Annotated in this window: 20 protein-coding genes and 2 tRNA genes; 14 read left to right on the top strand and 8 right to left on the bottom strand. The window is 59.5% G+C overall.

Going from position 1 to position 22,751, the window contains the following annotated elements:
* Positions 1-8: 8 nt before the first annotated feature.
* The 3 genes from BGE01nite_RS08010 to BGE01nite_RS08000 all read right to left on the bottom strand — a co-directional run bounded on the left by BGE01nite_RS08010 (position 9) and on the right by BGE01nite_RS08000 (position 3,289).
* The gene (locus BGE01nite_RS08010; protein ID WP_146849917.1) at positions 9-1,850 is read right to left on the bottom strand and encodes a hypothetical protein; all 1,842 of its coding nucleotides are present in this window, start codon (positions 1,848-1,850) and stop codon (positions 9-11) included.
* A 72-nt stretch (positions 1,851-1,922) separates the two neighbouring features.
* Positions 1,923-2,354 (bottom strand): type II secretion system protein, encoded by a 432-nt coding sequence (locus BGE01nite_RS08005; RefSeq protein WP_146849916.1) that lies wholly within the window; start codon positions 2,352-2,354, stop codon positions 1,923-1,925.
* 862 nt (positions 2,355-3,216) lie between these two features.
* Positions 3,217-3,289 (bottom strand) — tRNA-Phe (locus BGE01nite_RS08000).
* A gap of 139 nt (positions 3,290-3,428) precedes the next feature.
* Between BGE01nite_RS08000 and BGE01nite_RS07995 the strand changes: the two genes are divergently transcribed.
* The 12 genes from BGE01nite_RS07995 (at position 3,429) to BGE01nite_RS07940 (ending at position 18,363) form a co-directional block, all read left to right on the top strand.
* Positions 3,429-4,811 (top strand): right-handed parallel beta-helix repeat-containing protein, encoded by a 1,383-nt coding sequence (locus BGE01nite_RS07995; protein ID WP_170266670.1) that lies wholly within the window; start codon positions 3,429-3,431, stop codon positions 4,809-4,811.
* Positions 4,812-5,356: 545 nt separating this feature from the next.
* Complete coding sequence (gene rsmH / locus BGE01nite_RS07990; RefSeq protein WP_146849914.1) at positions 5,357-6,310, top strand: 16S rRNA (cytosine(1402)-N(4))-methyltransferase RsmH; 954 nt, start codon at positions 5,357-5,359, stop codon at positions 6,308-6,310.
* The gene (locus BGE01nite_RS07985; protein ID WP_146849913.1) at positions 6,307-6,681 is read left to right on the top strand and encodes a hypothetical protein; all 375 of its coding nucleotides are present in this window, start codon (positions 6,307-6,309) and stop codon (positions 6,679-6,681) included. Before rsmH ends, BGE01nite_RS07985 begins: the two co-directional genes overlap by 4 nt.
* A complete protein-coding gene (locus tag BGE01nite_RS07980) occupies positions 6,678-8,582 on the top strand; it encodes a peptidoglycan D,D-transpeptidase FtsI family protein (RefSeq protein WP_146849912.1) in 1,905 nt (634 codons plus the stop codon). Before BGE01nite_RS07985 ends, BGE01nite_RS07980 begins: the two co-directional genes overlap by 4 nt.
* The gene (locus BGE01nite_RS07975) at positions 8,579-10,270 is read left to right on the top strand and encodes a UDP-N-acetylmuramoyl-L-alanyl-D-glutamate--2,6-diaminopimelate ligase (RefSeq protein WP_146849911.1); all 1,692 of its coding nucleotides are present in this window, start codon (positions 8,579-8,581) and stop codon (positions 10,268-10,270) included. The genes BGE01nite_RS07980 and BGE01nite_RS07975 overlap by 4 nt, the downstream gene beginning before the upstream one ends.
* Positions 10,267-11,631 carry a UDP-N-acetylmuramoyl-tripeptide--D-alanyl-D-alanine ligase gene (locus BGE01nite_RS07970; protein WP_146849910.1) on the top strand — a complete coding sequence of 455 codons (1,365 nt, stop codon included), beginning with the start codon at positions 10,267-10,269 and terminating at the stop codon, positions 11,629-11,631. The genes BGE01nite_RS07975 and BGE01nite_RS07970 overlap by 4 nt, the downstream gene beginning before the upstream one ends.
* On the top strand, positions 11,628-12,827 hold the full coding sequence (gene mraY / locus BGE01nite_RS07965) for a phospho-N-acetylmuramoyl-pentapeptide-transferase (protein WP_146849909.1): 1,200 nt from the start codon (positions 11,628-11,630) through the stop codon (positions 12,825-12,827). The genes BGE01nite_RS07970 and mraY overlap by 4 nt, the downstream gene beginning before the upstream one ends.
* 144 nt (positions 12,828-12,971) lie before the next feature.
* Entirely contained in the window at positions 12,972-14,297 is a 1,326-nt protein-coding gene (murD, locus tag BGE01nite_RS07960; RefSeq protein WP_146849908.1) for a UDP-N-acetylmuramoyl-L-alanine--D-glutamate ligase, read from the top strand.
* A 57-nt stretch (positions 14,298-14,354) separates the two neighbouring features.
* On the top strand, positions 14,355-15,476 hold the full coding sequence (locus BGE01nite_RS07955; RefSeq protein ID WP_146849907.1) for a LysM peptidoglycan-binding domain-containing protein: 1,122 nt from the start codon (positions 14,355-14,357) through the stop codon (positions 15,474-15,476).
* Between the two features lie 81 nt (positions 15,477-15,557).
* Positions 15,558-16,733 (top strand): FtsW/RodA/SpoVE family cell cycle protein, encoded by a 1,176-nt coding sequence (locus BGE01nite_RS07950; protein ID WP_146849906.1) that lies wholly within the window; start codon positions 15,558-15,560, stop codon positions 16,731-16,733.
* An 85-nt stretch (positions 16,734-16,818) separates the two neighbouring features.
* Entirely contained in the window at positions 16,819-17,607 is a 789-nt protein-coding gene (locus BGE01nite_RS07945; RefSeq protein WP_146849905.1) for a DNA alkylation repair protein, read from the top strand.
* Positions 17,608-17,643: 36 nt separating this feature from the next.
* Positions 17,644-18,363 (top strand): VC0807 family protein, encoded by a 720-nt coding sequence (locus BGE01nite_RS07940; RefSeq protein WP_146849904.1) that lies wholly within the window; start codon positions 17,644-17,646, stop codon positions 18,361-18,363.
* A gap of 7 nt (positions 18,364-18,370) precedes the next feature.
* Here BGE01nite_RS07940 and BGE01nite_RS07935 read toward each other — a convergent pair whose 3' ends face one another.
* The 5 genes from BGE01nite_RS07935 to BGE01nite_RS07915 all read right to left on the bottom strand — a co-directional run bounded on the left by BGE01nite_RS07935 (position 18,371) and on the right by BGE01nite_RS07915 (position 21,642).
* Positions 18,371-18,961, bottom strand: a complete 591-nt coding sequence (locus BGE01nite_RS07935) for a LutC/YkgG family protein (protein WP_146849903.1) — start codon at positions 18,959-18,961, stop codon at positions 18,371-18,373.
* Positions 18,958-20,313: a lactate utilization protein B gene (locus BGE01nite_RS07930; RefSeq protein WP_218032933.1), complete on the bottom strand. Its 1,356-nt coding sequence runs from the start codon at positions 20,311-20,313 to the stop codon at positions 18,958-18,960. The genes BGE01nite_RS07935 and BGE01nite_RS07930 overlap by 4 nt, the downstream gene beginning before the upstream one ends.
* A gap of 5 nt (positions 20,314-20,318) precedes the next feature.
* The gene (locus tag BGE01nite_RS07925) at positions 20,319-20,654 is read right to left on the bottom strand and encodes a DUF4339 domain-containing protein (RefSeq protein WP_146849901.1); all 336 of its coding nucleotides are present in this window, start codon (positions 20,652-20,654) and stop codon (positions 20,319-20,321) included.
* A 70-nt stretch (positions 20,655-20,724) separates the two neighbouring features.
* Complete coding sequence (locus tag BGE01nite_RS07920) at positions 20,725-21,099, bottom strand: metallopeptidase family protein (protein ID WP_146849900.1); 375 nt, start codon at positions 21,097-21,099, stop codon at positions 20,725-20,727.
* An 18-nt stretch (positions 21,100-21,117) separates the two neighbouring features.
* The gene (locus BGE01nite_RS07915) at positions 21,118-21,642 is read right to left on the bottom strand and encodes a hypothetical protein (RefSeq protein WP_218032932.1); all 525 of its coding nucleotides are present in this window, start codon (positions 21,640-21,642) and stop codon (positions 21,118-21,120) included.
* Positions 21,643-21,717: 75 nt separating this feature from the next.
* Between BGE01nite_RS07915 and purQ the strand changes: the two genes are divergently transcribed.
* Both purQ and BGE01nite_RS07905 read left to right on the top strand, forming a co-directional pair.
* Positions 21,718-22,425 (top strand): phosphoribosylformylglycinamidine synthase I, encoded by a 708-nt coding sequence (gene purQ / locus BGE01nite_RS07910; protein WP_146849898.1) that lies wholly within the window; start codon positions 21,718-21,720, stop codon positions 22,423-22,425.
* A gap of 108 nt (positions 22,426-22,533) precedes the next feature.
* A tRNA-Thr gene (locus tag BGE01nite_RS07905) sits at positions 22,534-22,608 on the top strand.
* Positions 22,609-22,751 lie beyond the last annotated feature (143 nt).

Below are 22,751 nucleotides of genomic sequence, written 5' to 3'. Positions count from 1 at the left end.
GCAGCGGGTTAAAAGGGTTTCTCCAGCGGCAGGGAGAGAGTGTCTTTTTCAGTCAGGGTCTGAGTGATGGTGGCCTCAAAAGTGAAGGGGAAGGCCAGGGCGGGGTCGCGTGCGAGATCACCTGCGGAGGCCTGCGGACTGAAGCGTGAGCTGCGGCCCTGGGTGAGAGTGACAGTCATCTGGCGGCTGGACTCCGGCTTGTAGGCAGCATCTCCCGTGGCCTCGGCCACGCGGTCAAAGAAGGCGCTCAAACCGCGCTGGCTGTTCAGGGTGCTGAGCAGTTCCAGCGCCTTGGGCTTGACCAGACCCTTCAGGGTCCAGGTGCGTGTCATGCCGGTGGATTCAGGCTTGGCCTCCTTGGGGCCAGAGACAGGCGGGCGGGAGGCTTCGACATTGTAAAGGAAGCTGTCCAGGCGCACCCCGGAGTCTTCCGGGAAGAGCTGCAGCAGAAACTCCAGGGTGACCCATCCCCGTGAGCGCGGCTGCAACAGACGCGTGGTGACATCGATCTGCCGCTTCTCCTCCAGCAGCTTCTTATGCTTGTCCTGCGTCAGCTTCATCTGATAAGGAGTCAGCTCCCAGGAAGGATGATTCATGGCCGCAAAGAGCGACCAGGTGCCGTAACCGCCGGTGACGACGAGGGAAAAAACGAGCACGTAGATGAACCAGGAAGAAAAGCGCAGCACCTGGAGATCCCGGCGTGTGGGATACAGGTGGTCCAGCCGCGCGGTGTCCATGAAGCTCTGGCGTGCCCAGCCGCTCCAGAGGGCGCGGAAGGTCTCCGTTTTCGCCAGCGGTGTGTAGCCGCTGCGGATCTGCTCCACCGCGGTCGCATCGTAAATCAAGAACTCCGGCCGGTGTCCAGGCATGCCCGTGAGCACCGTCCGCTCCGTAAGGTCCATCGTTTCAAACTGGATCGGCTGGCGTGTCAGGGAGTAGAGCTCCAGCTCCTGCACCGCAGACTGCAGTGCGTTTGAATTGGAAGAGATGAGCAGCACCTTCGGAGTGGCCAGCTCAGCCCCGAGGGCCATGTTCCAAAGGATGTCTCCCAGACCCGAGGGGACCAGAGACCCGCCGCGATGGGTCAGGCTGCGCGCGGTGCGGAGCTCTCCCGTGGGACTGATGGCGAAGACAGCCGTGAATTTATAAAAGCCGATGGCGACAAGGCCGCCACCTTCCAGGTTCGGCAGCAGCAGCGGCAACGCTGCCAGAGACTCCACCGCAGCACTAGAGACGGCGACGCGCACAGGAATCCGCAGTTCCTCCGCACAGGCCAGCAGCTTCTGCAAAAAGGCTTCCCTGGAGCGGGAAAGCGTGACGGCGGTGCAGCGTGCCTGGCCAGGAGAAGCGCCCCAGAAAGGCAGAAGCCGCCAGACATTGGATTCCACGGACACATCGCGGTCTGCGAGCACCTCACGTGGATCATCCACCAAATTATAACGGAGGATCTGGAAGTCGTCCCCCATTTCGCCCACGACCTCGCCCGCTTGGGCGATCTCAGCCAGGCCGAACTCATCCGCGACATGCAGGATGACCCCCAGAGCCTTGGGCTTGTCCGAAAAGTAGGTGGTGGACATCAGCTCCCCGAGGATCTCGCTGACGCCCTCGCCCGTGGTCAGGTTTGCCAGCGGCAGCGTGGGGCCTGACTGCCAGCGCTGATGGGTCTTTGAAAAAGTGGCCGAGCAGACTTCACGTCCGCCATCAAACCACAGATGCCACTGCCAAGGCAGTTCCTCCGGCATCCGATACCAGTGACTGTCCGTGCCACGACTCGTCTTTGACGACACTGTGCACGCCTGACGATAGATGTCAGCCGCTTTGAGTTCACAGGGGTCAGTGATGGTAAACATGACCGGACAGGCTGGTGATCAGATGGGGAGGTGACTGCTCAGCAAAGGGTGGAATTGAGGGTTGGAAGGGAATTACCAGTCCGTGGTGTCAGCGGCGACCAGGATGTGGGTGGACGTAGGTCCAGTGCCGGCGAAGTCACAGTTGCCATAAGGTGTGCCAGTGGCTGGGACGTTGCCGGTCCAGGTGTAGGCACCGCCGGAGGGGCAGGTAGGCTCATTTTCCAGCAGCAGGCCGGCTCCGAAGACGGCGGTGTCAGGGAGGGTGGCCGCGATGGAGAGGTTCTGCATGTTGGCTCCCGAGCGAACAGCCTTCTGCACGGCAGCGAGCTGCATCTTGCACTTGGCTTTGTCAGCCCCCGAGCGGTAGCTGCCGATCCCGAGGAAGACGACGGCAATAAGCCCCAGGAGAAGGGCGATCACCAGACTGATCTCAATGAGAGTCATACCGGCGCGAAGGTTACGTGGAAGAAACGAGGTCTTGAGGGTGGGTGTATTGATTTTCATGGTGTTTATATTTTCCAACCAGAACTATAATTTTCACAAAACTAGCAAGTTCGCAACCGAAAAAATGTGCTTTTCCCTAAATTCGTTCGCGACATTCCTGTAACAATTATTGTCAGATAATTGTAATTTTTATTTCATACATTTATAATTCGGGATGTTTTATCATATTTAAGGTTTACATGTTTCTGCGCTAATCATGCTCTTTTGGACAGATTTTGACAGAGCGTGGCTAACCCCATGGTGCATTGGTCAGTTTTTGATCCGCTCCTGTCGGGCTCAGGGTTTACAAAGCCATGACGACGTCACGCCCTGATGCCAGCTTGAAGAAATTTGGCTCTCTAAATTAGAGAGTCTCAAAGGTGAGTGTTCGGCTCAAGCACGGGCTTAGCATGCCGTCGCGCCCCGCATGATGCCTTGTAGCGCATTTCATTACACTCACATCAGGCGGCAGCCTGAAGGGAAGAACCTGAGCGGGCAGGCCCCGCGCTACCTCCAGCGCCCCCCTTTTCCCAGGCGCAAGCTCACAGCCCCAGGGAGACGCATGCGGTGCCATGAGATGCTAAGCGGCAACAAGGGAGGCTCCAGCCCCCCATGAACCACGCCTGGTCCTGGCGGCGGCTCCAGCTCCCGTCACAAGGTGTTGGACAGTGCGTGCTGTGGCTTTTGAGCCCCGGGTTTGGCGGAGCCAAGAATGAACTCAACGAATGCCGGCAGGCGCCAGCCAAATAGCTCGAAGAAAAGGACTCATCATGCCTCGATCAGGGATGGCGCGCGCTATCTACAAACCATGCAGCATGCGCCAAGCAAACCGCCTAACTTACTATTAATAAGGCGCCTCTTTTAGATTGTCAGAATCTAAAAGTGGCTCGGGACGGAATCGAACCGCCGACACGGGGATTTTCAATCCCCTGCTCTACCGACTGAGCTACCGAGCCATTTCCTTCACTTGGAAGGGCCGCGATAGTGCCAAGTGGTGACGAACACGCAACGTGTTTTTCATGCTACGTCACACATTTTTCCAATCAGGCATTGTTCGAAGGATGTTTGGCGGGCTGGCGTATGGATAAGCCCACCATGTTTTGCCGCCCCACCGCACTCCTTTTTCTCCTGCTTGCCTCCATCTCCCAGGCTCAAACCAGTGTGCTCACGGAGGGCGCGAAGGGTGATGGAACCACGGACGACACGGCGGCCATTGAGAAAGCCATCCTCGCCCACGGCAGCGTGCAGTTTCCGCGTGGCACGTATCGCCTGACACGGACGATCACCATTCCGCTCGGTGAGACTGGCTTTGCAGCGCTTTCCGGTGATGGCACGGCGCGCATCGTGATGGCGGGTGCAGGCCCTGCTTTCCTCTTCAAAGGCAGTCATGAAGGATCCGCTGCACCGAGCTCCTTCAAACCACTGGCATGGGAAAAGGAGCGCACGCCGATGGTCAGCGGCATTGAGATCGTGGGCGAGCATGCAGAAGCCGATGCCATCGAAGCCACGGGCACGATGCAGATCACGATTGCACGAGTGGTGGTGCGCGAGTGCCGTCATGCCGTGCATCTCACCACGCGTAATCGCAATGTGCTGATCGCCGACTGCCACTTTTATCACAACAAGGGCATCGGTGTGTTTCTGGACAATCAGAACCTGCACCAGATCAATATCGTGGGCAGTCACATCAGCTACAATGGCGGCGGCGGCGTGGTCTCGCGCGGAGGCAATGTGCGCAACCTGCACATCGGCACCTGTGACATCGAAGGCAATCATAGCACAGAAGGACCACCTTCAGCGAATGTGGAGCTGAACTCCACGGGTGGCTCCATCGGTGAAGTGGCGATCACGGGCTGCACGATGCAGCACACCAGCAAAGCCCCTGGATCTGCGAACATCCGCATCCTCGGCGCGGGCACAGATCCGAGCCTGGAGCGCAAGCTCGGCCGCACGCACACGCGTGAAGGCAATGTGACGATCAGCGCGAACATTTTCAGTGATGTGCGGACCAACATCGAGGTGCGTGATTCACGTGGCGTGGTGATCAATGGCAACACCTTCTGGGAAGGTTTTGAGCAGGACATTCTGGCGGAGAACTGCGACCATCTGGTGATCAGCAACAACAACTTTGATCGCAATCCTCGTTATGCCGTGAATGGCTTTGAGAATGCGGAGAACAATGGTTTGAAACTCACGCGTTGCTCGGACACCAGCCTCACCGGAAATGTGATCTCCGGTGTGTGGCGCCAGCGTGCGGCGGTGGATGTGGTGGAGGGCAGCCGCCTGATCATCTCCAACAATCACATCCTGGATTCGGATGGCGTGGGATTGCGCTTGGAAAAGGTGAAGAACAGCCTGGTGAGCGGGAATCTGATTCGCGATGACCGTGAGGATGAAAAGAAGAGCAAGGAGGCATCCCTGATGGAGATCGAGGGCGAGGGGAATCAGATCTCGGGCAATTTGGTGGATCGGAAGTGAATCTCGTTGGAGGTGGATTCAGGAGTACGTTGTTCACGCTTTTAGCGTGTGCTTCGATGGTCATTGAACACGCTAAAGAGTGAACAACGTACTTGTGGGCTCGCCCGCAGGGATATTCAGGGTTCAAGGAACCATAGGTCCGCCGCGCCTTAAAATCACATACAGTGTTCATTTAAACTGTATTAGAGCGACTTCGTGTCACGAAAAAACACGAACTCTATGATTGATATAAACTTCGCGACTATGTATTACACATGTCCAAAATATCAAAATTTTGGAATTATCAATGCTATACGACTTCTCGCCTTAACCTTCACTCCCTTCAAGCCATGTCTCCCGCCTGTGCCTTTCATGCCCCGACTTCCGCGGCGGCTCCCGGGTTGGGGACACTTTTGAGAGACGGTTGGAAAGAGGTCTGCGAGCTGTTCCATGTCGGCATCTGGCCCTGGTTTGGAGCCCATGATGCGATGGATGACCTGATGCCCTGGGGGCGTGGATCGCTCAAACAGAGGCACACACCGCCAGGCGGTGGTAAGGAACCCGATATGTCCGAAGAACCCTCCACGCCTCAGCGCGACCTGCCCTTTTACCATCTGCCTGTGCTCATGCAGGAGGTGCTGGACTTCCTCCAGCCCGCTCCTGGGAAGCTCATCTTTGATGGTACTCTGGGTGGTGGAGGCCATACCGAGGCGCTGCTTCAGCAGGGTGCCCGCATCGTGGCCATGGACCAGGATGACGAGGCTCTGGCCTATGCGCGCGAGCGGCTGAAAGGCTATGCCGACCGCTTCTGCGCGCTGAAAGGCAACTTCCGTGACTTCCCCACCGTGCTGACTGAGGCGGGTGTGGGCGGGCTTGATGGCATGCTGATCGATATCGGTGTGAGCAGCCGGCATCTCGATGCGGCTGAGCGTGGCTTCTCCTTCGCCAAGGACGGTCCGCTGGACATGCGCATGGACAACAGCGCACCTCTCACCGCTGCGGACATCGTGAACACCTGGGCGCAGGAGGACATCGAGCGCATCCTGCGTGAAAATGCCGAAGAGCAGAATGCCCGCCGCATTGCGCGCGCCATCTGCCAGGACCGGGTGAAGGCACCCTTCACCACCACTCTGCAACTGGCGGAGATGATCGGCCGCGTGTGCCCGAAGCATAGCAAGAAAAATCCGGCCACACTCACCTTCCAGGCTCTGAGGTGTGAGGTGAACTCAGAACTACCTGCGCTGCGAGAGTTCCTAGCCGCAGCGCCGAAGTGGCTGAAACCCGGAGGGCGGCTGGTGATCATTGACTTCCACTCCATCGAAGACCGCATCGTCAAACAAGCCTTCCAGAATTACGCAGCCCCTTTCATTGACCGCCCCGAATGGCCAGCCCCGAAAACGAATCCGAATCACTGCCTGAAGTTGCTCACGAAGAAGCCCGTGGAAGCAAGCGAACAAGAGCTGGAGCTCAATCCCCGCGCCCGCAGCGCGCGGCTTCGCGCCGCCGAGCGGCTCCCATGATGAAACGTAACCAGTATCGCAACACCATCGGCCTGCCGGTCATCACGGCGGTGCTGATCGTGTGTGCTGCGGTGCTGCTGGCCGCGCTGAGCGTGGTGGTGAACAAGAACCGTGTGGCAGCGCTGGCGGAGCAGCAGCGCCAGGTGGAGCAGGAGATGCGCCTGCTAAACATCGAGATCACGAACCTGGAACGGAAGATCGACCAGATGCTCGATGGAGCCAAGGTGCAGCCCATCCTCCAGGCGAAGGGCACCTGGCTTCAGAAGCTGAATCCGCAGACCCGATCCATCATTCATCTGAAGCCCATCCCAGCCGCCAAGGCTGTGGCTAATAACGACAGCGCGCCTGCCAACAACCTTTCCAAGCCATGATGCCTGCTCCCGCCCCCACTCAGCGCCAGATCCGTCGTGATCGTCCGCTCGTGCAGCGGATGCTTGTCGTCACCTGCGGCCTCACCCTGGGTTTCTCCGCGGTCGTGTGGCGCCTCTACGATCTGCATTTGAAGCGCGGCCCTGCCCTCGCGGAGCTGGCCTCCGGCAAGTTTCGTGAAATCCGTCCCCTGCCCGCGCAGCGTGGCTCCATCAAGGACCACGGCGGCCGCTACCTGGCCTATGATGAGGAAATCTTCCATCTCAGCACGAACCGCGTGCACCTGCATGAGCCACCGACGGTGAAGATGGCGCTGGCGAAGGTGCGCAAGGTCGGTGTGCGTGATCTCACGCGCAGCATGAGTGATGCGCAGATCATCGCCGCGTATCATGAACACATCGCCACCATCATCGCGCCAAAGCTTGGCGTGACCAAGGAAGCGGTGCTGGCCAAGCTCAGCTCCACCGAGCAGGTGGAAATGCTGGCTGAGAAGATGAGCGAGGATCAGGCGAAGGAGTGGAAGAAGCTCTTTGCCGATAACTACATCAAGGGTGTCTACGTAAACTCCACGGTGTGCCGCCGCTATCCGACCGAAAACCGCCTGGCGCTGATCGTGGGCGGTGTGGAAGATGGCAAAGGCGGTGTGCGTGGCGTGGAAAAGACCCGTGAGGACATCCTGCATGGCATTCCCGGCAGCGTGGAAGTGGAGCATGACAAGGCGGGCCGCGAGCTGCCGCTGTACCGTGGCGATGTGCAGGAGCCTGTGCATGGCCGTGATGTGCATCTCACGATCGACATGCCTTTGCAGGATGCCGTGGACCGCATCGTGGAACAGGCGAACCTGGCCTGGAAGCCTAACAAGATCATGGCTGTGGTCACCGAAGTGGCCACCGGCTCCGTGCTGGCGATGAGCTTCCGCCCCGATCACGACCGCAACACACCTGCCTCCACGAACTGGAAGAATCTGGCCATCTATGAACCTTATGAGCCAGGCTCCACCTTCAAGATCGTGACCTTCACCGGCGCGCTCGACTCTGGCAGGATCACCACCAACTCCACCTTTGACTGCGAGCTCGGTGACTACACTGACCCCGTCTTCAAAGTACCTCTGCACGACTTGAAACGCCAGGGCGTGGTGCCTGTGCCGGATGTCTTCAAGCACTCCAGCAACATCGGCACCTTCAAGATCTTCAAGAAACTGGGCCAGGAGAAGTTCCTGAGCTACGTGAAGTCCTTCGGTTTCGGCCGCCTGACGGGCATTGACCTGAATGGCGAGAGCAGGGGCTATGTGAACGAGACCTCCTGGTCAAACGCCACCTACTCCCGCTTCCCGATCGGTTACGAGATGAGTTGCACGCCCATCCAGATGGCCATGGCCTATGGAGCCATTGCCAATGGCGGCATCCTCATGAAGCCGCGCCTCGTGGACCGCATTGTCAGCGACGGGGGCCGCAAGGTGGACGTCATGCCTCCAGAAGTGGTGGGTCAGGTCTGCAAGGGCAAGACCGCTGAAACCATGCGGGAGCTGTTGCAACTCGTTGTCGACGAGGGCACCGGCAGCCGGGCCAAGTTCGAGGGCCTGGAAGTGGCCGGCAAGACCGGCACCAGCCGCCGCTACGACCCTGAATTTAACCCGATCTATGACAAAAAAGGCGAGCTGATCCGCAAGGGCGGCTACCCTGAGGGCCAGTGGATTACATCCTTTGCGGGGTTCGCGCCGGCCAAGGATCCCAAAATCGTTTGTGTGGTTGTGCTTGATTATCCCAAATGTGAGGACAAATCAGCCATCGGCGGCGGCAAGGTGGCAGCACCGATCTTCGGTGAAATTGCCTCGGAGGTCTTGAAACAGCTTTCCATCCGGCCCAACCGCCCTCTTGCCCTCGAAGGAGGGGCTCAAGAATGACACTGCGCGACCTTATTTCCCATTTCGACAAACCTGTGACCAGCGGCAGCCTGGACACGGAGATCACAGCGCTTGCCTACGATTCGCGAAAAATCGCGCCCAAGACCGCCTTTGTGGCCCTCAGAGGGAGCAAGTCGGACGGTCATGACTTCATCCCAAAGGCCATCGAGTCCGGTGCGGCGGCCATCATTTCCGAACAGGCACCGCCGAATGACTGCACCATCCCCTGGGTGCATGTGAAGGAAACGCGCATCGCGCTCGCCCAAGGTGCAGCGGCGCTGAATAACTTCCCAGCCAAGGATTTAATCGCGCTGGCTGTGACCGGCACGAACGGCAAGACGACCACGGCCTTCCTCATGCATCATCTGATGAATGCAGGTCAGAAGCGTTGCGGACTGCTGAGCACCGTGTTTTATGATGTAGGTGGCAAGCAGGTTCCCGCCACGCATACCACGCCTGAGTCCCTGGAGATCCAGGGCCTGTTTTCCCAGATGCTGGGCAATGGCTGCAAGGCGGTGGCCATGGAAGCCAGCTCCCATGCCCTGGACCAGCATCGTGTGCACGGACTTACCTTCGCCGCGGGCATCTTCACGAATCTCACGCAGGATCATCTGGACTATCACGGCACCATGGAGGCCTACTTTGTGGCCAAGGTGCGGTTGTTTGAGATGATCGCCTCTCAGCCGAAAGGCAGCATGGTCATCAACATGGATGACATGTGGGGCCGCAAGCTGATCACCCGCTATGAAAGCACCGGCCGCGTGCTGAAGTTCGGCTTCGGTGTCGGCGCTGACTACCGCGCAGTGAACCCGCGCTATGACCTGACGGGCTGCACCTTTGAGCTGGAGATCAAAGGCCGCTCCTTCCTGGTGCGCCTGCCACTCATTGGCGATTTCAATGTCTACAATGCCCTCGGCGCTCTCGCGGCGGCACACTCCGCAGGTCTCAATCTGCGCGAGACCATCACCCATCTGAAAGCCTCGCCGCAGGTTCCCGGCCGACTGGAGCGTGTAACGAGTGACTCGAGCCGCTTCCAGGTCTTCGTGGACTATGCGCACACGCCCGATGCGCTGGTGAATGTGTTGAAGACCATCCGTGCGCTGCGCCCGCGCCGCATCATCACGGTGTTTGGCTGTGGTGGTGATCGTGACCGCAGCAAACGTCCGCGCATGGCCGCCGCTGCCGAAGCGAACAGCGACATCTGCGTGGTGACCAGTGACAATCCGCGCAGCGAGGCTCCCGAGTCGATCGTCGAAGATGCGGTCAAAGGTTTTGCGAGGCCGAAGAGTCATGCAGCCATCGTGGACCGTCGTGAAGCCATCAAGACGGCTCTCGAGAATGCACGCGAGGGTGACATCGTGCTCATCGCTGGCAAGGGCCATGAGGACTATCAGGAGATCCAGGGTGTGAAGCATCCGTTTGATGACCGTCGTGTGGTGCGCCAGTTGCTGGTGAAGATCACCGGTGATCGTGATGCCGAGCGAGTCGAACGCGAGGCCGTGTGGGCAGCAGAGCGTGAAGCACGTGATGCCGAGCGCGCCGCGCGTGAAGGTGGCATGCCTGGTGGCACGGGTGACCAGCGTCCGCCGATGCGTCCCCGTTTTGATGGACCGCCACCACGCCGTCCCCGTTTTGAAGACCGTCCAGGAGGCCCTCCAGGCGGACGCCGCCCGCCCCCCAGCCGATGAAGTCTCTCGATCTCCAGACTCTTGCCAGCTTCGCGGACGGCACTTTGTCCGGAATGAGCAGCGTGCCTGTGTCACGCGTGATCACGGATTCACGCAAGGTGCAGCCCGGTGATCTCTTCGTGGCCCTGAAGGGTGGCAAATTCGATGCTCATGATTTCCTGCCGCAGGTCATCTCTGCGGGAGCGAGTGCCGTTCTGATCGAAAGAGGCCGTGGCACTGGCAGCGACGGCTGCGCGCTGATCGAGGTCGATGACACACTCGTGGGCCTGCAGAATCTCTCCCGGGGATATCGCTCCCTGCTGCAGCCGCTGATCATTGGCCTAACAGGAAGCAACGGCAAGACTTCCACCAAGGATCTCACGGCCATCGTCATGGCCAGCAAGTATCAGACCCGCGCCACGCTGGGGAATCTGAACAACCACATTGGCGTGCCTTTGACGCTGCTGGCACTCGAAGAAGCGGATGAGTGCGGTGTGGTGGAGATGGGCATGAACCATCCAGGCGAGATCAAGACGCTGGTGGACATCGCTCTGCCGGATGCGGCCATCGTCACGAACGTCGGCATGGCGCACATCGAATACATGGGCTCGCAGGATGCGATCGCCTGGGAAAAAGGCACCCTGCCTGCGAATGTCCATGGCGAGGGTGTGGTGGTGCTGAATGCGAATGACAAGTATAGCGACCTCATCGCCCGTCATTGCCAGGCCACGGTTTACCGCGCAGGCACGAATGCCGGTGATGTGCGTGCCTTTGACCTCCGCGCCGATGCTGCGGGCACGGCTTTCAAGCTCGATTTCGCGGGCGAGGTCGTGGAGACCTTCCTGCCGATCATCGGGGATCACATGGTGGGCAATGCCGCTCTCGCCGCCTGCATGGGCTGGGCGCATGACATCGCTCCCACAGACATCGCCGAGGCACTGCGCTATGCGAAGCTGACGGGTGGACGCATGGAGACCAAGGCGGTGCAGGGCATCCAGTTCATCGATGACTCCTACAATGCGAATCCTGACTCGATGAAAGCCGGGCTCGCTGCTCTCGCCGCGCTGCAAACACGCGGGCAAAAGATCGCCGTGCTTGGCCGCATGGGCGAGCTTGGCACCCATGCCGTGGAAGGACATCGCGGAGTCGGCACTCATGCCGCCGGGCTCGGTCTCACAGCCATCTACACGGTCGGTGATGAAGCCGCGCTGATCAGCGAGGCCGCGAAGGCCGCCGGCCAGGCAGAAACACGTAACTTTACCACGCATGAAGCCTGTGCGGCTCATCTGAAATCCGTTCTCCAGCCCGGAGATGCCGTGCTGCTCAAAGGCAGCCGATCCGCCGGCATGGAGAAGGTGCTCACCCATTTCTCCCACTCATGATTTACTGGCTCTACGAACTCCGCAACTGGCTCGAGTCCACGGGCGTGATCAGCGACGACGCGTTCGTCTACAAGCTGCTGAACATCTTCAAGTATCACACCTTCCGCGCAGGTGGCGCGGCCATCACGGCGTTCTTTTTGTCCCTGATGTTTGGGGACCGCCTGATCCGCAAGCTCATCTCTCTGAAGATCGGCCAGCCCATCCGCACGGCTGAAGAGGTGCACAAGCTTTTCGAACTGCATGGCAAGAAGGCAGGCACCCCCACCATGGGTGGTATTCTGATTCTAGGCACCATCGTGGTCTCCACGCTGATCTGGGCCAAATGGGACAACATCATGATGTGGAACATCCTCTTCTGCACCATCGGCCTCGGCGCCCTCGGGTTCAGGGATGATTACCTGAAGATCAGCAAGAAGAACTCCAAAGGTGTCAGCGCCCGCACCAAGCTGGTGTGGCAGACAAGCGTGGCCGTGATCACGGCGCTCGTGTTCTGCTACCTCGTGCCCACGGATGCGACGATCGACGCCGCGAGCAAGGCCAACACCTCAGCCTTTGTCCAGTTCGGCGGTGATTCGACACTGCGTGCGCTGTTCATGCCCTTCTACAAAGGCCCGATCATCGCAGACATGAGCTTCATCGCGGTGATCTTCTTCACGCTGATCATCGTGGGTGCCTCCAATGCCGTGAACCTCACGGACGGCCTGGATGGTCTCGCCACGGGCTGCTCCCTCACCACGGCCATGGCGTACACCGCTTTTGGTTATGTCTCAGGCAGCGCGCTCTATTCGAACTACCTCGGCGTGCCTCATCATGCCCTGGCGAATGAGATCCCGATCATTGCCATGGCACTCGCAGGCGCCTGCGCTGGTTTCCTGTGGTTCAATGCGCATCCGGCAAAGATGTTCATGGGTGACACGGGCTCCCTCGCGCTCGGCGGCTGCATTGCCAGCATCGCCATCGCCTGCCGCCAGGAGATCGTGCTTGCCCTCGTGGGCGGTGTCTTCGTCATGGAGGCAGCCAGCGTGATCATCCAGGTCATCAGCTTCAAGAAGCGTGGCAAGCGGGTCTTCCGCATGGCACCGATCCATCACCATTTCGAGCTCGGCGGCTGGCATGAAAACCAGGTCATCGTGCGATTCTGGATCCTGTCATTCTTCTTCGCCCTCATGGGCCTGGCGACCCTCAAGCTGCGCTGAGGTCTTTTTGAAATTTCCCTTATCTGCGCATCACTTCATCAAAAATTATTAACTTTAGCTAAATTTTAATAACCTTTAAGAGTTATCGTGCTATATTAGAGGCTGTAGCATTGCCTCACGGACAGCTCCCACTCCTCCCGATTCATGTTCACCCATCAACACTTCGCCATTCTTGGTGCTGGTCGCAGCGGCCTTGGCGCTGCGCGTCTGGCGCGGTTGAAAGGCGCTGAGGTGACGGTGTTTGACGAGGGAGATCCGGCAAAGATCCAGGGTGCCCTGGACAAGCTGCACGCGGAAAACTTCCACACCGTGGCCGGGCAGGCAGCGCGTGAGCTGGTGGTAAAGCCGGGTGAGTTTCAGCGTGTGATCATCAGCCCTGGGCTGGATGCTGGCTGGCCGCTGCCAAAGAAGTTCACCGATGCTGGTGTGCCTCTGGAAGGCGAGATGGAGTTTGCCTTCAACCTCACGGACATGCCGATGGTGGGCATCACCGGCACGAACGGCAAGAGCACCTGCACGGAGCTCATCGCGCATATTTTCACCGCCTGCGGCAAGCGCTCCGTCCCCTGCGGCAATCATGGAATGTCGCTGAGCGAGGTGGTTTCTTCTGGCGAGCCCTATGACGTGCTCTCGCTGGAGATCAGCAGCTTCCAGCTCGAGACGATCAAGCATTTCCGCGCCAAGGCCAGCCTGTGGCTGAACTTCGCCCCGGACCATCTGGACCGCTACCCGGGCATGGTGGAATACTATGCGGCCAAGGCGCGCATCTTTGAAAACGTCACCGCGAATGATGTCGCCATCGTGCGCGCAGGTGAAACGGTTTCCTCCGGTGCTGCGAAGCGCCTGACCTTCTCCGCCTATGGCATGGAAGCGAACGCCACCTACAGCCAGGGTGAGTTCTTCATCGATGGACAGCGCATTGGCGATGCCTCCGCGATCCCTCTGCGTGGCAAGCACAACATGGAAAACATCCTCGCCGCCATGATGGCCTGCCATGTCCATGGCGTGCCCTATGCGGACGCGCTGGCCGCTGTAGCGAGCTATGAGGTGCCAAAGCACCGCTGCGAGCTCGTGCGCGTCCTGAACGACCGCGAATACATCAACGACTCCAAGGCCACGAATCTGCATGCGCTGGAAGCCTGCATCGGTGCCATGGACCGCCCCATCGTGCTCATTGCCGGTGGCAAGCAGAAGGGTCTCGACTACACACCGCTGAGAGCGGAACTCAAAGGCCAGGTGCGTGCGATGGTGCTGATCGGCGAGATCAAGCAGCCGCTGCACGATCTCTTTTCGGATCTCCTGCCCTGCCGTCTGGCGGCAGACATGAACGAGGCGGTGCGGATCGCCACAGAGATCTCACAGCCTGGGGACAGCATCATCCTCAGCCCGGGCACCTCGTCCTTCGACATGTACACCGGCTATGGCCAGCGCGGCGAAGCTTTCCGCACGGCATCGAATGCGCTGGGCTGATTTGCGTCAGACCACGCCCTCCCCTTTTCACAGACAACAACGAACCCGAGCAACACCATGAAAAAGAACAAAAACAGACTGCTCTTGAACCTCGTCGAGGGGGAGAAACACAAGCACCGCGTCGCCATGGTCAATGAAGAGGCGGAGTGGAACCAGCATGAGCCGAACACCGGCATGGCCCGCATGTTCTTCGTCATGCTGCTCATCCACGTCGTCGTGATCGGCGGCATCATTGTCTATGACTGGCTGAACGGCGAGGACGCCGCGCCTGCCACCAGCGTGGTCAGCAGCACGACTTCCAGTAGTTCCTCCGCCAGCGCGCTGCCACCTCCGGCGGTGAACGCCGCGGATCTGGCCGCCCAGATCCCGATCGAAGACTGCGCGACCTATGAGTGGCGCTCCGGCGACAGCATCGCCAGCGTGGCGAAGAAGCTGAATGTCAGCGAGGACGTGCTCATCAAGATGAACATGCTCGACAAAGGCACTCAGCTTGAGGCGAACAGCATCATTCGTTATCCCAAAGAGCCGGTGGTGAGAGCCCAGGGTCTCGGTGTGGCTGGTGTGAATGGCGAGCTGCCTGTCGCTGCCCCTTCGATTCCGAAGACGAGCATCGCTGCCTCTGAGTCACCCATGTCCCTCACGGCTCCTGGCGAGCAGACCTTCTCCTTCCAGTCCACCATTGAGAATGAACTGGCTCCGACTCCTGGCGCCAGCACGACAGCCCTGGTGACACCTAGCGTGCAGGAAACTCCGCCGCCTGCTGTGACCAAGGAAGCCACGGGCGAGCCTGCGGTGAAAGCGCCTGCCAAGATGGAAGTGGCTGAAGCACCTCCTGCTCCTGTGGTGAAGAAAGATCTGCCGAAGATCGACGAAGCTCCTCCTGCCAAGCCCGCTCCAAAGCCTGTGATCGCCAAAGCTGAGGACGATGTGCCGAAAGCCATCCCGGTGAAGCGCTACACGCCTCCTGCCGTGGCTGAGAAGTCCGTGGCGAAGAAGTCCGCTCCCGCACCTGCCACCGCTCCGAAGTCCACGAAAGCTTACACCGTCAAGCCAGGCGAGACTCTTTACAGCATCGCCAGCCGCAATGGAATCAGCGTGAAGTCCCTGCAGGCTGCCAACAAGATCACCAAGCCTGAGGCTCTGCGTGATGGCATGAAGCTGGTGATCCCAGGCAAGTGATCCGCGATTCCCGTTCGCGTCACTTTTGTCTGCATCTGCCTTTCTCCCGACCCACTCTCATCTCCCAACTCCTGCTCTGACATGGCCAAACGTTCCATCGTCTTCCTCATCCTTGCGGTCGCGCTGCTCACAGGTCTGGGCATCACGATGCTGGCGAGCACAAGCTTCTTCACGAAAGAAGGCGGCGGTGAGGCCTATGTGACCGTGTGGAAGCAGGTCATGTGGGTGGGCTTGTCCCTCGTCGGTTGCTTGGTGATGGCCGTGGTGGACTACAACCGCTGGTACAAGTGGCGCTGGTGGCTGCTCGGCATCGCGGGAGTCGGCCTGCTCATCTGCTATGAGTGGCATCTCTCGCAGTTGCTTGGCTTCAAGCCGTTGCTGGCGAAGCGTGTGAACGGCGCGGCACGATGGATCGGCTTTGGCTCGATGACTTTGCAGCCTTCCGAACTGGCGAAGATCGCCCTCATCATCGCGATGGCGGGCTGGTTTGCCACGCATCAGGATCTGGAGCGCACCTTGAAGCATGGTCTTCTGCTTCCTGGTGTTCTGCTCGGTGGTGTGGTGCTCATGATCGGTGGCGAGGTGGATCTCGGAAATGCTGCCGTAGCTGCCGCGGTAGGCACGGGCATCATGTTTGTGGCCGGCACACGCTGGCAGTATCTTGCCGTTATTATTGGTTCGGGCATCGGAGCGCTGCTCACGGGCATCAAGTTTGCACCCAACCGCTTTGAGCGTGTGATCGCCGTGCTTGATCTGGAGAAGTACAAGGACGGCATCGGCCTTCAGCAGTGGGTGTCCTGGCTTGCCTTCGGTTCTGGCGGCATGGATGGTCGCGGTCTCGGCGAGGGGCGCATGAAGCTTTCCTATCTTCCTGAAGCGCACACGGACTTCATCTTCCCGATGGTCGGTGAAGAGCTGGGTCTCTGGGGCGTGCTTGGCACCGTGGCAGCCTTTGTGGTTCTGATCTTCGCCGGAATGTGCATCAGCGCCTATGCGCCGAACCGTTTCGGCAAGCTGCTCGGCTTTGGTTTGACCATGCTGCTGGGCCTGGAAGCCTTGCTCAACATGGGCGTGACCACCGCGCTGCTGCCGAACAAAGGTCTTCCCCTGCCCTTCGTCTCGTATGGCGGATCCAGCATTCTCGCCGCCATGATGGCCATCGGCATCCTGATCAACATTCATCGTCAGGGTGTGCACCTGACTTGGCAGGACCTCCCCGTCATTCGTCGCAATCGACGCTGGACGCCGCAGTTGTAGAGGCCGTGGTGCGTCGCTAAGAAAAACCAAGGGCGGCGGAGTTGCACGCTGGAAACGGTCACGTGATTCGGCACGTTGTCGGTCGATGAAAACCACCCCTGTCTCCCCTGCCCCGAAGCGCAAAGGCAGCCTGCGCATGGCTGACATCCCGCGCGATGTTATCGCCGGACTGAATGTCGGCGAACTCGAGGCAGTGACGCTGGTGGAAAGCCTTTCCGTCGACTATGGCAAACTTCTGCAGGCCGTGGCTCCGGATGCTGGAGATGAAACCATCCGCCTCATGCAGGAGGCACAACTGCTGAAAATCACCGGGCGCATGAAAGCCAGCGGGAACATCCTGCATGCGCGCTACGGACTGAAGGGCATCGAGAAGTTCGCCAAACATCGCAGTGATACTGTGCGTGGCTGGGCAGCGGCGATTGTGAGCGTGGCTCCGAAACTCACACTGAAGCAACGCCTGGCCCACATTGCAGATCTGGCGGATGATCCAAACGCAGGCCTGCGTGAATGGTCCTGGATGGCCTTGCGGCCACACATCATCGCGGAACTGGAGGTGGCTTTAAAGCACCTCGAAGACTGGTCTCACGATGCCTCGGCAAACATCCGCCGTTTCGCCTCTGAGGCCACTCGTCCCCGTGGTGTCTGGTGCGCGCATATCGAGGTGCTCAAACAAGATCCGAAACTGGCCCTGCATCTCCTCGAGCCATTGCACACCGATCCCTCCCGCTACGTGCAAAACAGCGTGGCCAACTGGCTGAATGATGCCGGCAAATCCAAGCCCGACTTCGTGCATCAAACCTGCGCCCGCTGGCAGAAGCAGTCGAAGTCCAAGGAGACTGCCTACATCCTCAAACGGGCGACGAGGAGTCTTTGATTTATCACCCAGGCTCGCCACATCTGCATCGACTCCATGCCCAAACCTCAGGAACAACCTCACCCGCTCGCTGATCTGCTGCTCACCGTCATTCTGCCCTCGGTGGTGCTGGAGTCTTTGAGCAAGCCGGAGCGGCTGGGGCCGGCCTGGGCGCTGGTGGCGGCGCTGATCATGCCCATCGGGTTTGGCATCTACTGCTTCGTGAAGAAGCGCGGGCTGAACTTCTTCTCCATTCTCGGCTTCGTGGCAGTGGTGGTCACGGGCGGACTCGGCCTGCTGAATCTGAGCTCGGGCTGGTTTGCCGCTAAGGAAGCCGCATTCCCGGTGTTCCTCGGACTGGCGTTTCCATTGAGCTTCTACTGGAAGAAGCCGCTCGTGAATGAACTGTTGCTGAATCCGCAGGTGATCGATCACACCATGCTGAATGCGGCGCTGGATTCCGAGCCGAAGCGCCAGCATTTCCGTCATTTGTTAGGCAAGGCCTCCTGGGCGCTGGCGGGGACGATGTTTCTCTCAGCCATCGCCAATGCGTGGATGATCCTCATTTTCCTGGATGGCAAGACGCCAGGCAGCGAGGAGTACATCAAGGCCATCGGCCGGCAGAATTGGGTAGGCTTCCTGGTGATCGGCATTCCGATGATGGCAGCGCTCATGCTGCTGCTCTTCTGGGTGCTGGGAAAAATTCAAAAGCTCACCGGACTGGATCGCGCGGACCTGATGAATCCCGGACAGACCGTGAGACGGACGGTGGAGTAGTGCAAAACTACTCTCCCCAGATAAAGATCGTGGCACCGCGAGCACCGTGAGCGCCGATGACGAGGCACTGCTCAATGTCCGCAGTCTTCGAAGGACCGGCGAGGAAGAGGCCGAAGCCGCTGCCGATCTTTCCGACACGTCCATAAGCCGCGTGCATGTCCGCGACGATCTGGTCCGCGCGCACGACAATGAAGAGATGCTCTGCGATCATGGGCAGCACGCGATGCCCGAGATCCGTCTCCTCGATCCACACCGCACCGTTTTCACAGACACCGAAGCGCGCTGGAAACACAGCGGTGTGAACGCCATCGAGATCATGAGGATCGCTGATGCCGCTCAGATCCACGGTTCCTGGAAGCTGCGGCACAGTGGAGGCGATGGCCTCATTCACGGGAATGTTCTCACGCAGCCAGGTGGTCGCATCCTCCAGCTTCGCGGCACGCACCACTCGCGCGCCGATGAAGTCGAGCATGGCGATGAAATTCACCAGCGTTCCCTCCATCCTGCCGCCGACGCCGAGCGCATCCAGATCCGGCAGTGACAACGCTTTTGGTTGGGCGCTCCGAATAGCACCGAGAATGGCTTCGCGACTGCTCATCGTGACCTCCCTTGCTTTTGCATCCACTCACGGAAGGACTCCTTCGGGGCATCTGGCAGCGTGCGCGCTTTCGTCCATGGATCCAGCTTCAGCGCATTCACCAGCGGTGTGAATCTGCGGGTCATGCGACCGGCGAAGGCATACAGCGCAGGCCGTTTCAAAACAAAGGCCGTGGCATGCATGGCCAGCGTCTTCCACCACGGTGAATGCCCGGCCGCCGTGATCTCCTGACGCCATTTGAGAAGCTGCGCGTGGATATCGATCTTCACCGGGCACACCGCGCTGCAGGAACCGCAGAGTGTGGAGGCAAAGGGCATGTCACCATGCGCGGCCTTGTCCACATTCGGTGCGAGGATGCTGCCGATGGGACCTGAAATGAAGAAGCTGTAGCTGTAGCCACCGCTGCGGCGATATACGGGACAGGTGTTGAAACAAGCCGCGCAGCGGATGCAGGCGAGACTCTTGCGGAAATCCTCGCGGCCTAACTGACGGCTGCGGCCATTGTCCACCAGCACGATGTGCATCTCCTGCCCGGGACGTGGCTTGAGGAAGTGCGAGCTGAAAACGGTGCTCGGCTGCCCCGTGGCACTACGGGCCAGCAGACGCAGAAAGACACCGAGATGCTCCTGCTTGGGGATGAGCTTTTCAATGCCCATGCAGGCGATGTGCACCGGAGCGAGATGCGCGCCCATGTCCGCATTGCCTTCATTCGTGCAGACCACAAAACCACCGGTCTCGGCGATGGCAAAGTTCACGCCGGTGAGTGCTGCATCAGCCGTGAGGAAATGCTGACGCAGATGCTGACGTGCGGCTTCAGTCAGCTGCTGCGCATCATCAAGCCCGCGCGGTGTGCCGAGATGCTCATGGAAAACCTCGCCTACTTCTGCGCGCTTCAGATGAATGGCCGGCATCACGATGTGGCTCGGCGGCATCTTCTGCAGTTGCACGATGCGCTCGCCCAGATCGGTGTCGATGACCTCGATGCCATGCTGCTCCAGATGATGATTGAGATGGCACTCCTCGGTGAGCATGGACTTGCTCTTCACCAGCTTCTTTGCACCTCGCCTGGCCAGGATGTCATGCACGATGCGGTTGTGCTCCTCGCCATCACGCGCCCAGTGAACCTGGACCCCATTGGCAATGGCATGCGCCTCAAACTGCTCCAGATACTCTGACAGGCGTGAGAGAGTGTGCTCCTTGATCTTCGAGGCTGCCTCCCGCAGAGCCTCCCAATCCGGGACCTTCACTGCCTGCCGGTCGCGCTTCGTCCGCACCATCCACAATGTCTGGTCATGCCATGAGGCACGCGCAGGATCGCGGAGAAACTCGTGAGCAGCAGCAGCGTGAGACATGACGCTCATTTTTCCTTCCGCCCAAACAAGCGCTTCAAAATGCCTACCTTCGCTTTCGGTGCTTCCCCGGTGGGTGCGACCGGGACTGGGAGACGGCGGGATGGCGTCCCGTCTTGGGAAGTCGGCGCCACCGTGATGCGCTTGAGCCTGGCCTTGGCGATGGGCTCCTCCGCCGGCTGCCACCAGACGGCCTGCAGCATCCCCGCCTCTTTCCACGCCGGCATGCCATCATGCCAGATGAGTGTTCTCGAGGTCAGCCTGCCGCTCTGGATGAAATCCAGCATCGCCGGCTCATCATGAGGGCCGTCGGCCATGCCATCGTTGTTATAAAACCAAGTCATCTGCTGGATTGATGCACGAATGAGAACGGATGTGAAGCCTCATTTCTCCACATCATGTGCGCAGAATGCGTCATCCAAGACCGAGTTCCTCCACCCGGTCCTCATCCATGCCGAGATAATGCCCCAGCTCATGCAACAAAGTTACCCGCACCTCCTCGCGGAACGTTTCCCGGTCCTGTTCCGCGTAGTCCCAAAGATTGTCCAGAAACAAGCGGATGCGCGGCAGGTCCCCTGGCCCAGAGGCAAACTCACCCGCCTCGTGAGACTGCCCCTCAAAGAGGCCGAGCGTGTCCTCCGCGAGATCTGGCTCATGCTTCACCGCCTCAGCCATCCACGCCGTCTCGATGAGACAGGCCTCCGCCGCTCTGCGGATGGCCTCTGGCAGACGCCTGAGGGTCTGCTCGATCACGGTGGAGGCGAGGTTTTCGAGATGCTCAGGACTCATGCGGGAGCGTGACTTGACTCACTGATCGTACACGGTCCCAGCACGGCGCTCGTTGAAGTTCGAACCACCCACGTCACGCATAAAGTTCCCCTGGATCTGATTGCCCAGGCCATTCATGCGCGAGGAGGAATAGAGCGACCCCTGCACTGAACCGACTCCCGGAGCATCCAGAAGCACCGGTCTGTCCGGCGTGGGGATGCCATTCGCCTTCATCTCGCTCTGCGCCAGTTCGTGGCGGGTCCACAGCATGGTGTCCACCTTGCTGTGCACCTGGTGGTCCAGCTTGGTCTTTTCCGTCTCATACTCCGCCTGTGTCAGCTGCCCTGCCGCACGGCGCTGGTTCAAATCATCGTAATAGACCTGATGATCTGCCCTGACCTTCTGCTCCAGGGCATCCAGCTGGTCAGGGGTGGGGGCAGTGGACTCACAGGACACCAACAAGGCGGCCAGAAGGCAAAAAAGAGGCAGGCGGGCGATCACAGTCTCTAAAATACCCCAAACCAGCCCCCCTGGCAAGAACCGCAGCGGCACCCGGGCCGGCATGAAATGGCAGGGCAGATCAAGATGCGGGTTGCATCAGCCGGTTCCATAGCCAATCTCGCTCTCCTACCTTTTTCCATGCCCCACGCTCTGCTGATCAAATTTCCCGGCACGAACTGCGATGTCGAAACCTCTCGCGCTCTCGAGGCGGCCGGGTTCACCGCCGAAGTCCTGCCTGTCTCCGAACTGGCTCCTGAGGTCCTGGGCAAGGCCCAGCTCGTGGTCTTTTCCGGCGGCTTCAGCTATGGCGACTACGTCATGAGCGGCCGCATCTCCCAGCTCATCACCAAGCACAAGCTGGGTGACCGCCTGAAGCAGTTCGTCGCGGATGGCGGCTACGTGCTCGGCATCTGCAATGGTTTCCAGATCCTCACGCAGCTGGATCTCCTGCCCCGCGGCAGCCTGATCCACAACACCACCGGCCGTTTCATCTGCCGCTGGGTGCCTTTGAAGAAGAACAGCAGCACCAGCCCTTACCTCAAGCTGCTGCCAGACAATTTCGAGCTTCCCGTGGCCCACGCTGAAGGCCGCTTCGTCGGTGAAACGGGCGATGCCGACAAATACGTCAAAGACGGTCACGGAGCCCTGCTCTATGGCAAGAACGTCAATGGCTCCAGCGCCCAGATCGCCGGCCTGCAGGATGACACCGGCCGCGTCTTCGGCCTCATGCCGCATCCCGAGCGCTTCATCGGCAAGGACACCCACTACGATCCAGATTGGAACGGTGCCGAGCGTGGCTGGGGCTACTACCTCTTCAAAGGCGTGGCCGAAGCCCTCGCCGCGTAAGCAGCGAGCTCAGTAAAAGCAGATGTCATTGTAATTCCACGTTGCGGATGTCCGTGCGTGATGCATGATTCGCGCCCGCTGAAAGGAACACCTCTCAGCGGCGACCAAGCCGGGATAGCTCAGTGGTAGAGCAGTTGATTTGTAATCATCAGGTCGTCGGTTCAAATCCGACTCTCGGCTCCATTGAAAATCAATGGATTGCAGCAGTGGCGAAGATGGTAAAAATCTTCAACCGCGCATTTTCGCGCGATACCCATTTTTCGATGAGCTATCCAGGGTCAAGGCACTGGCTGACTGTGAGGTCGAGAGCAATCGAGCAACGGACC

It is taken from the genome of Prosthecobacter gellanilyticus, from assembly GCF_007992435.1.
Lineage (GTDB): Bacteria > Verrucomicrobiota > Verrucomicrobiia > Verrucomicrobiales > Verrucomicrobiaceae > Prosthecobacter > Prosthecobacter gellanilyticus.
This window is presented reverse-complemented; position numbering and strand designations above follow the sequence as displayed.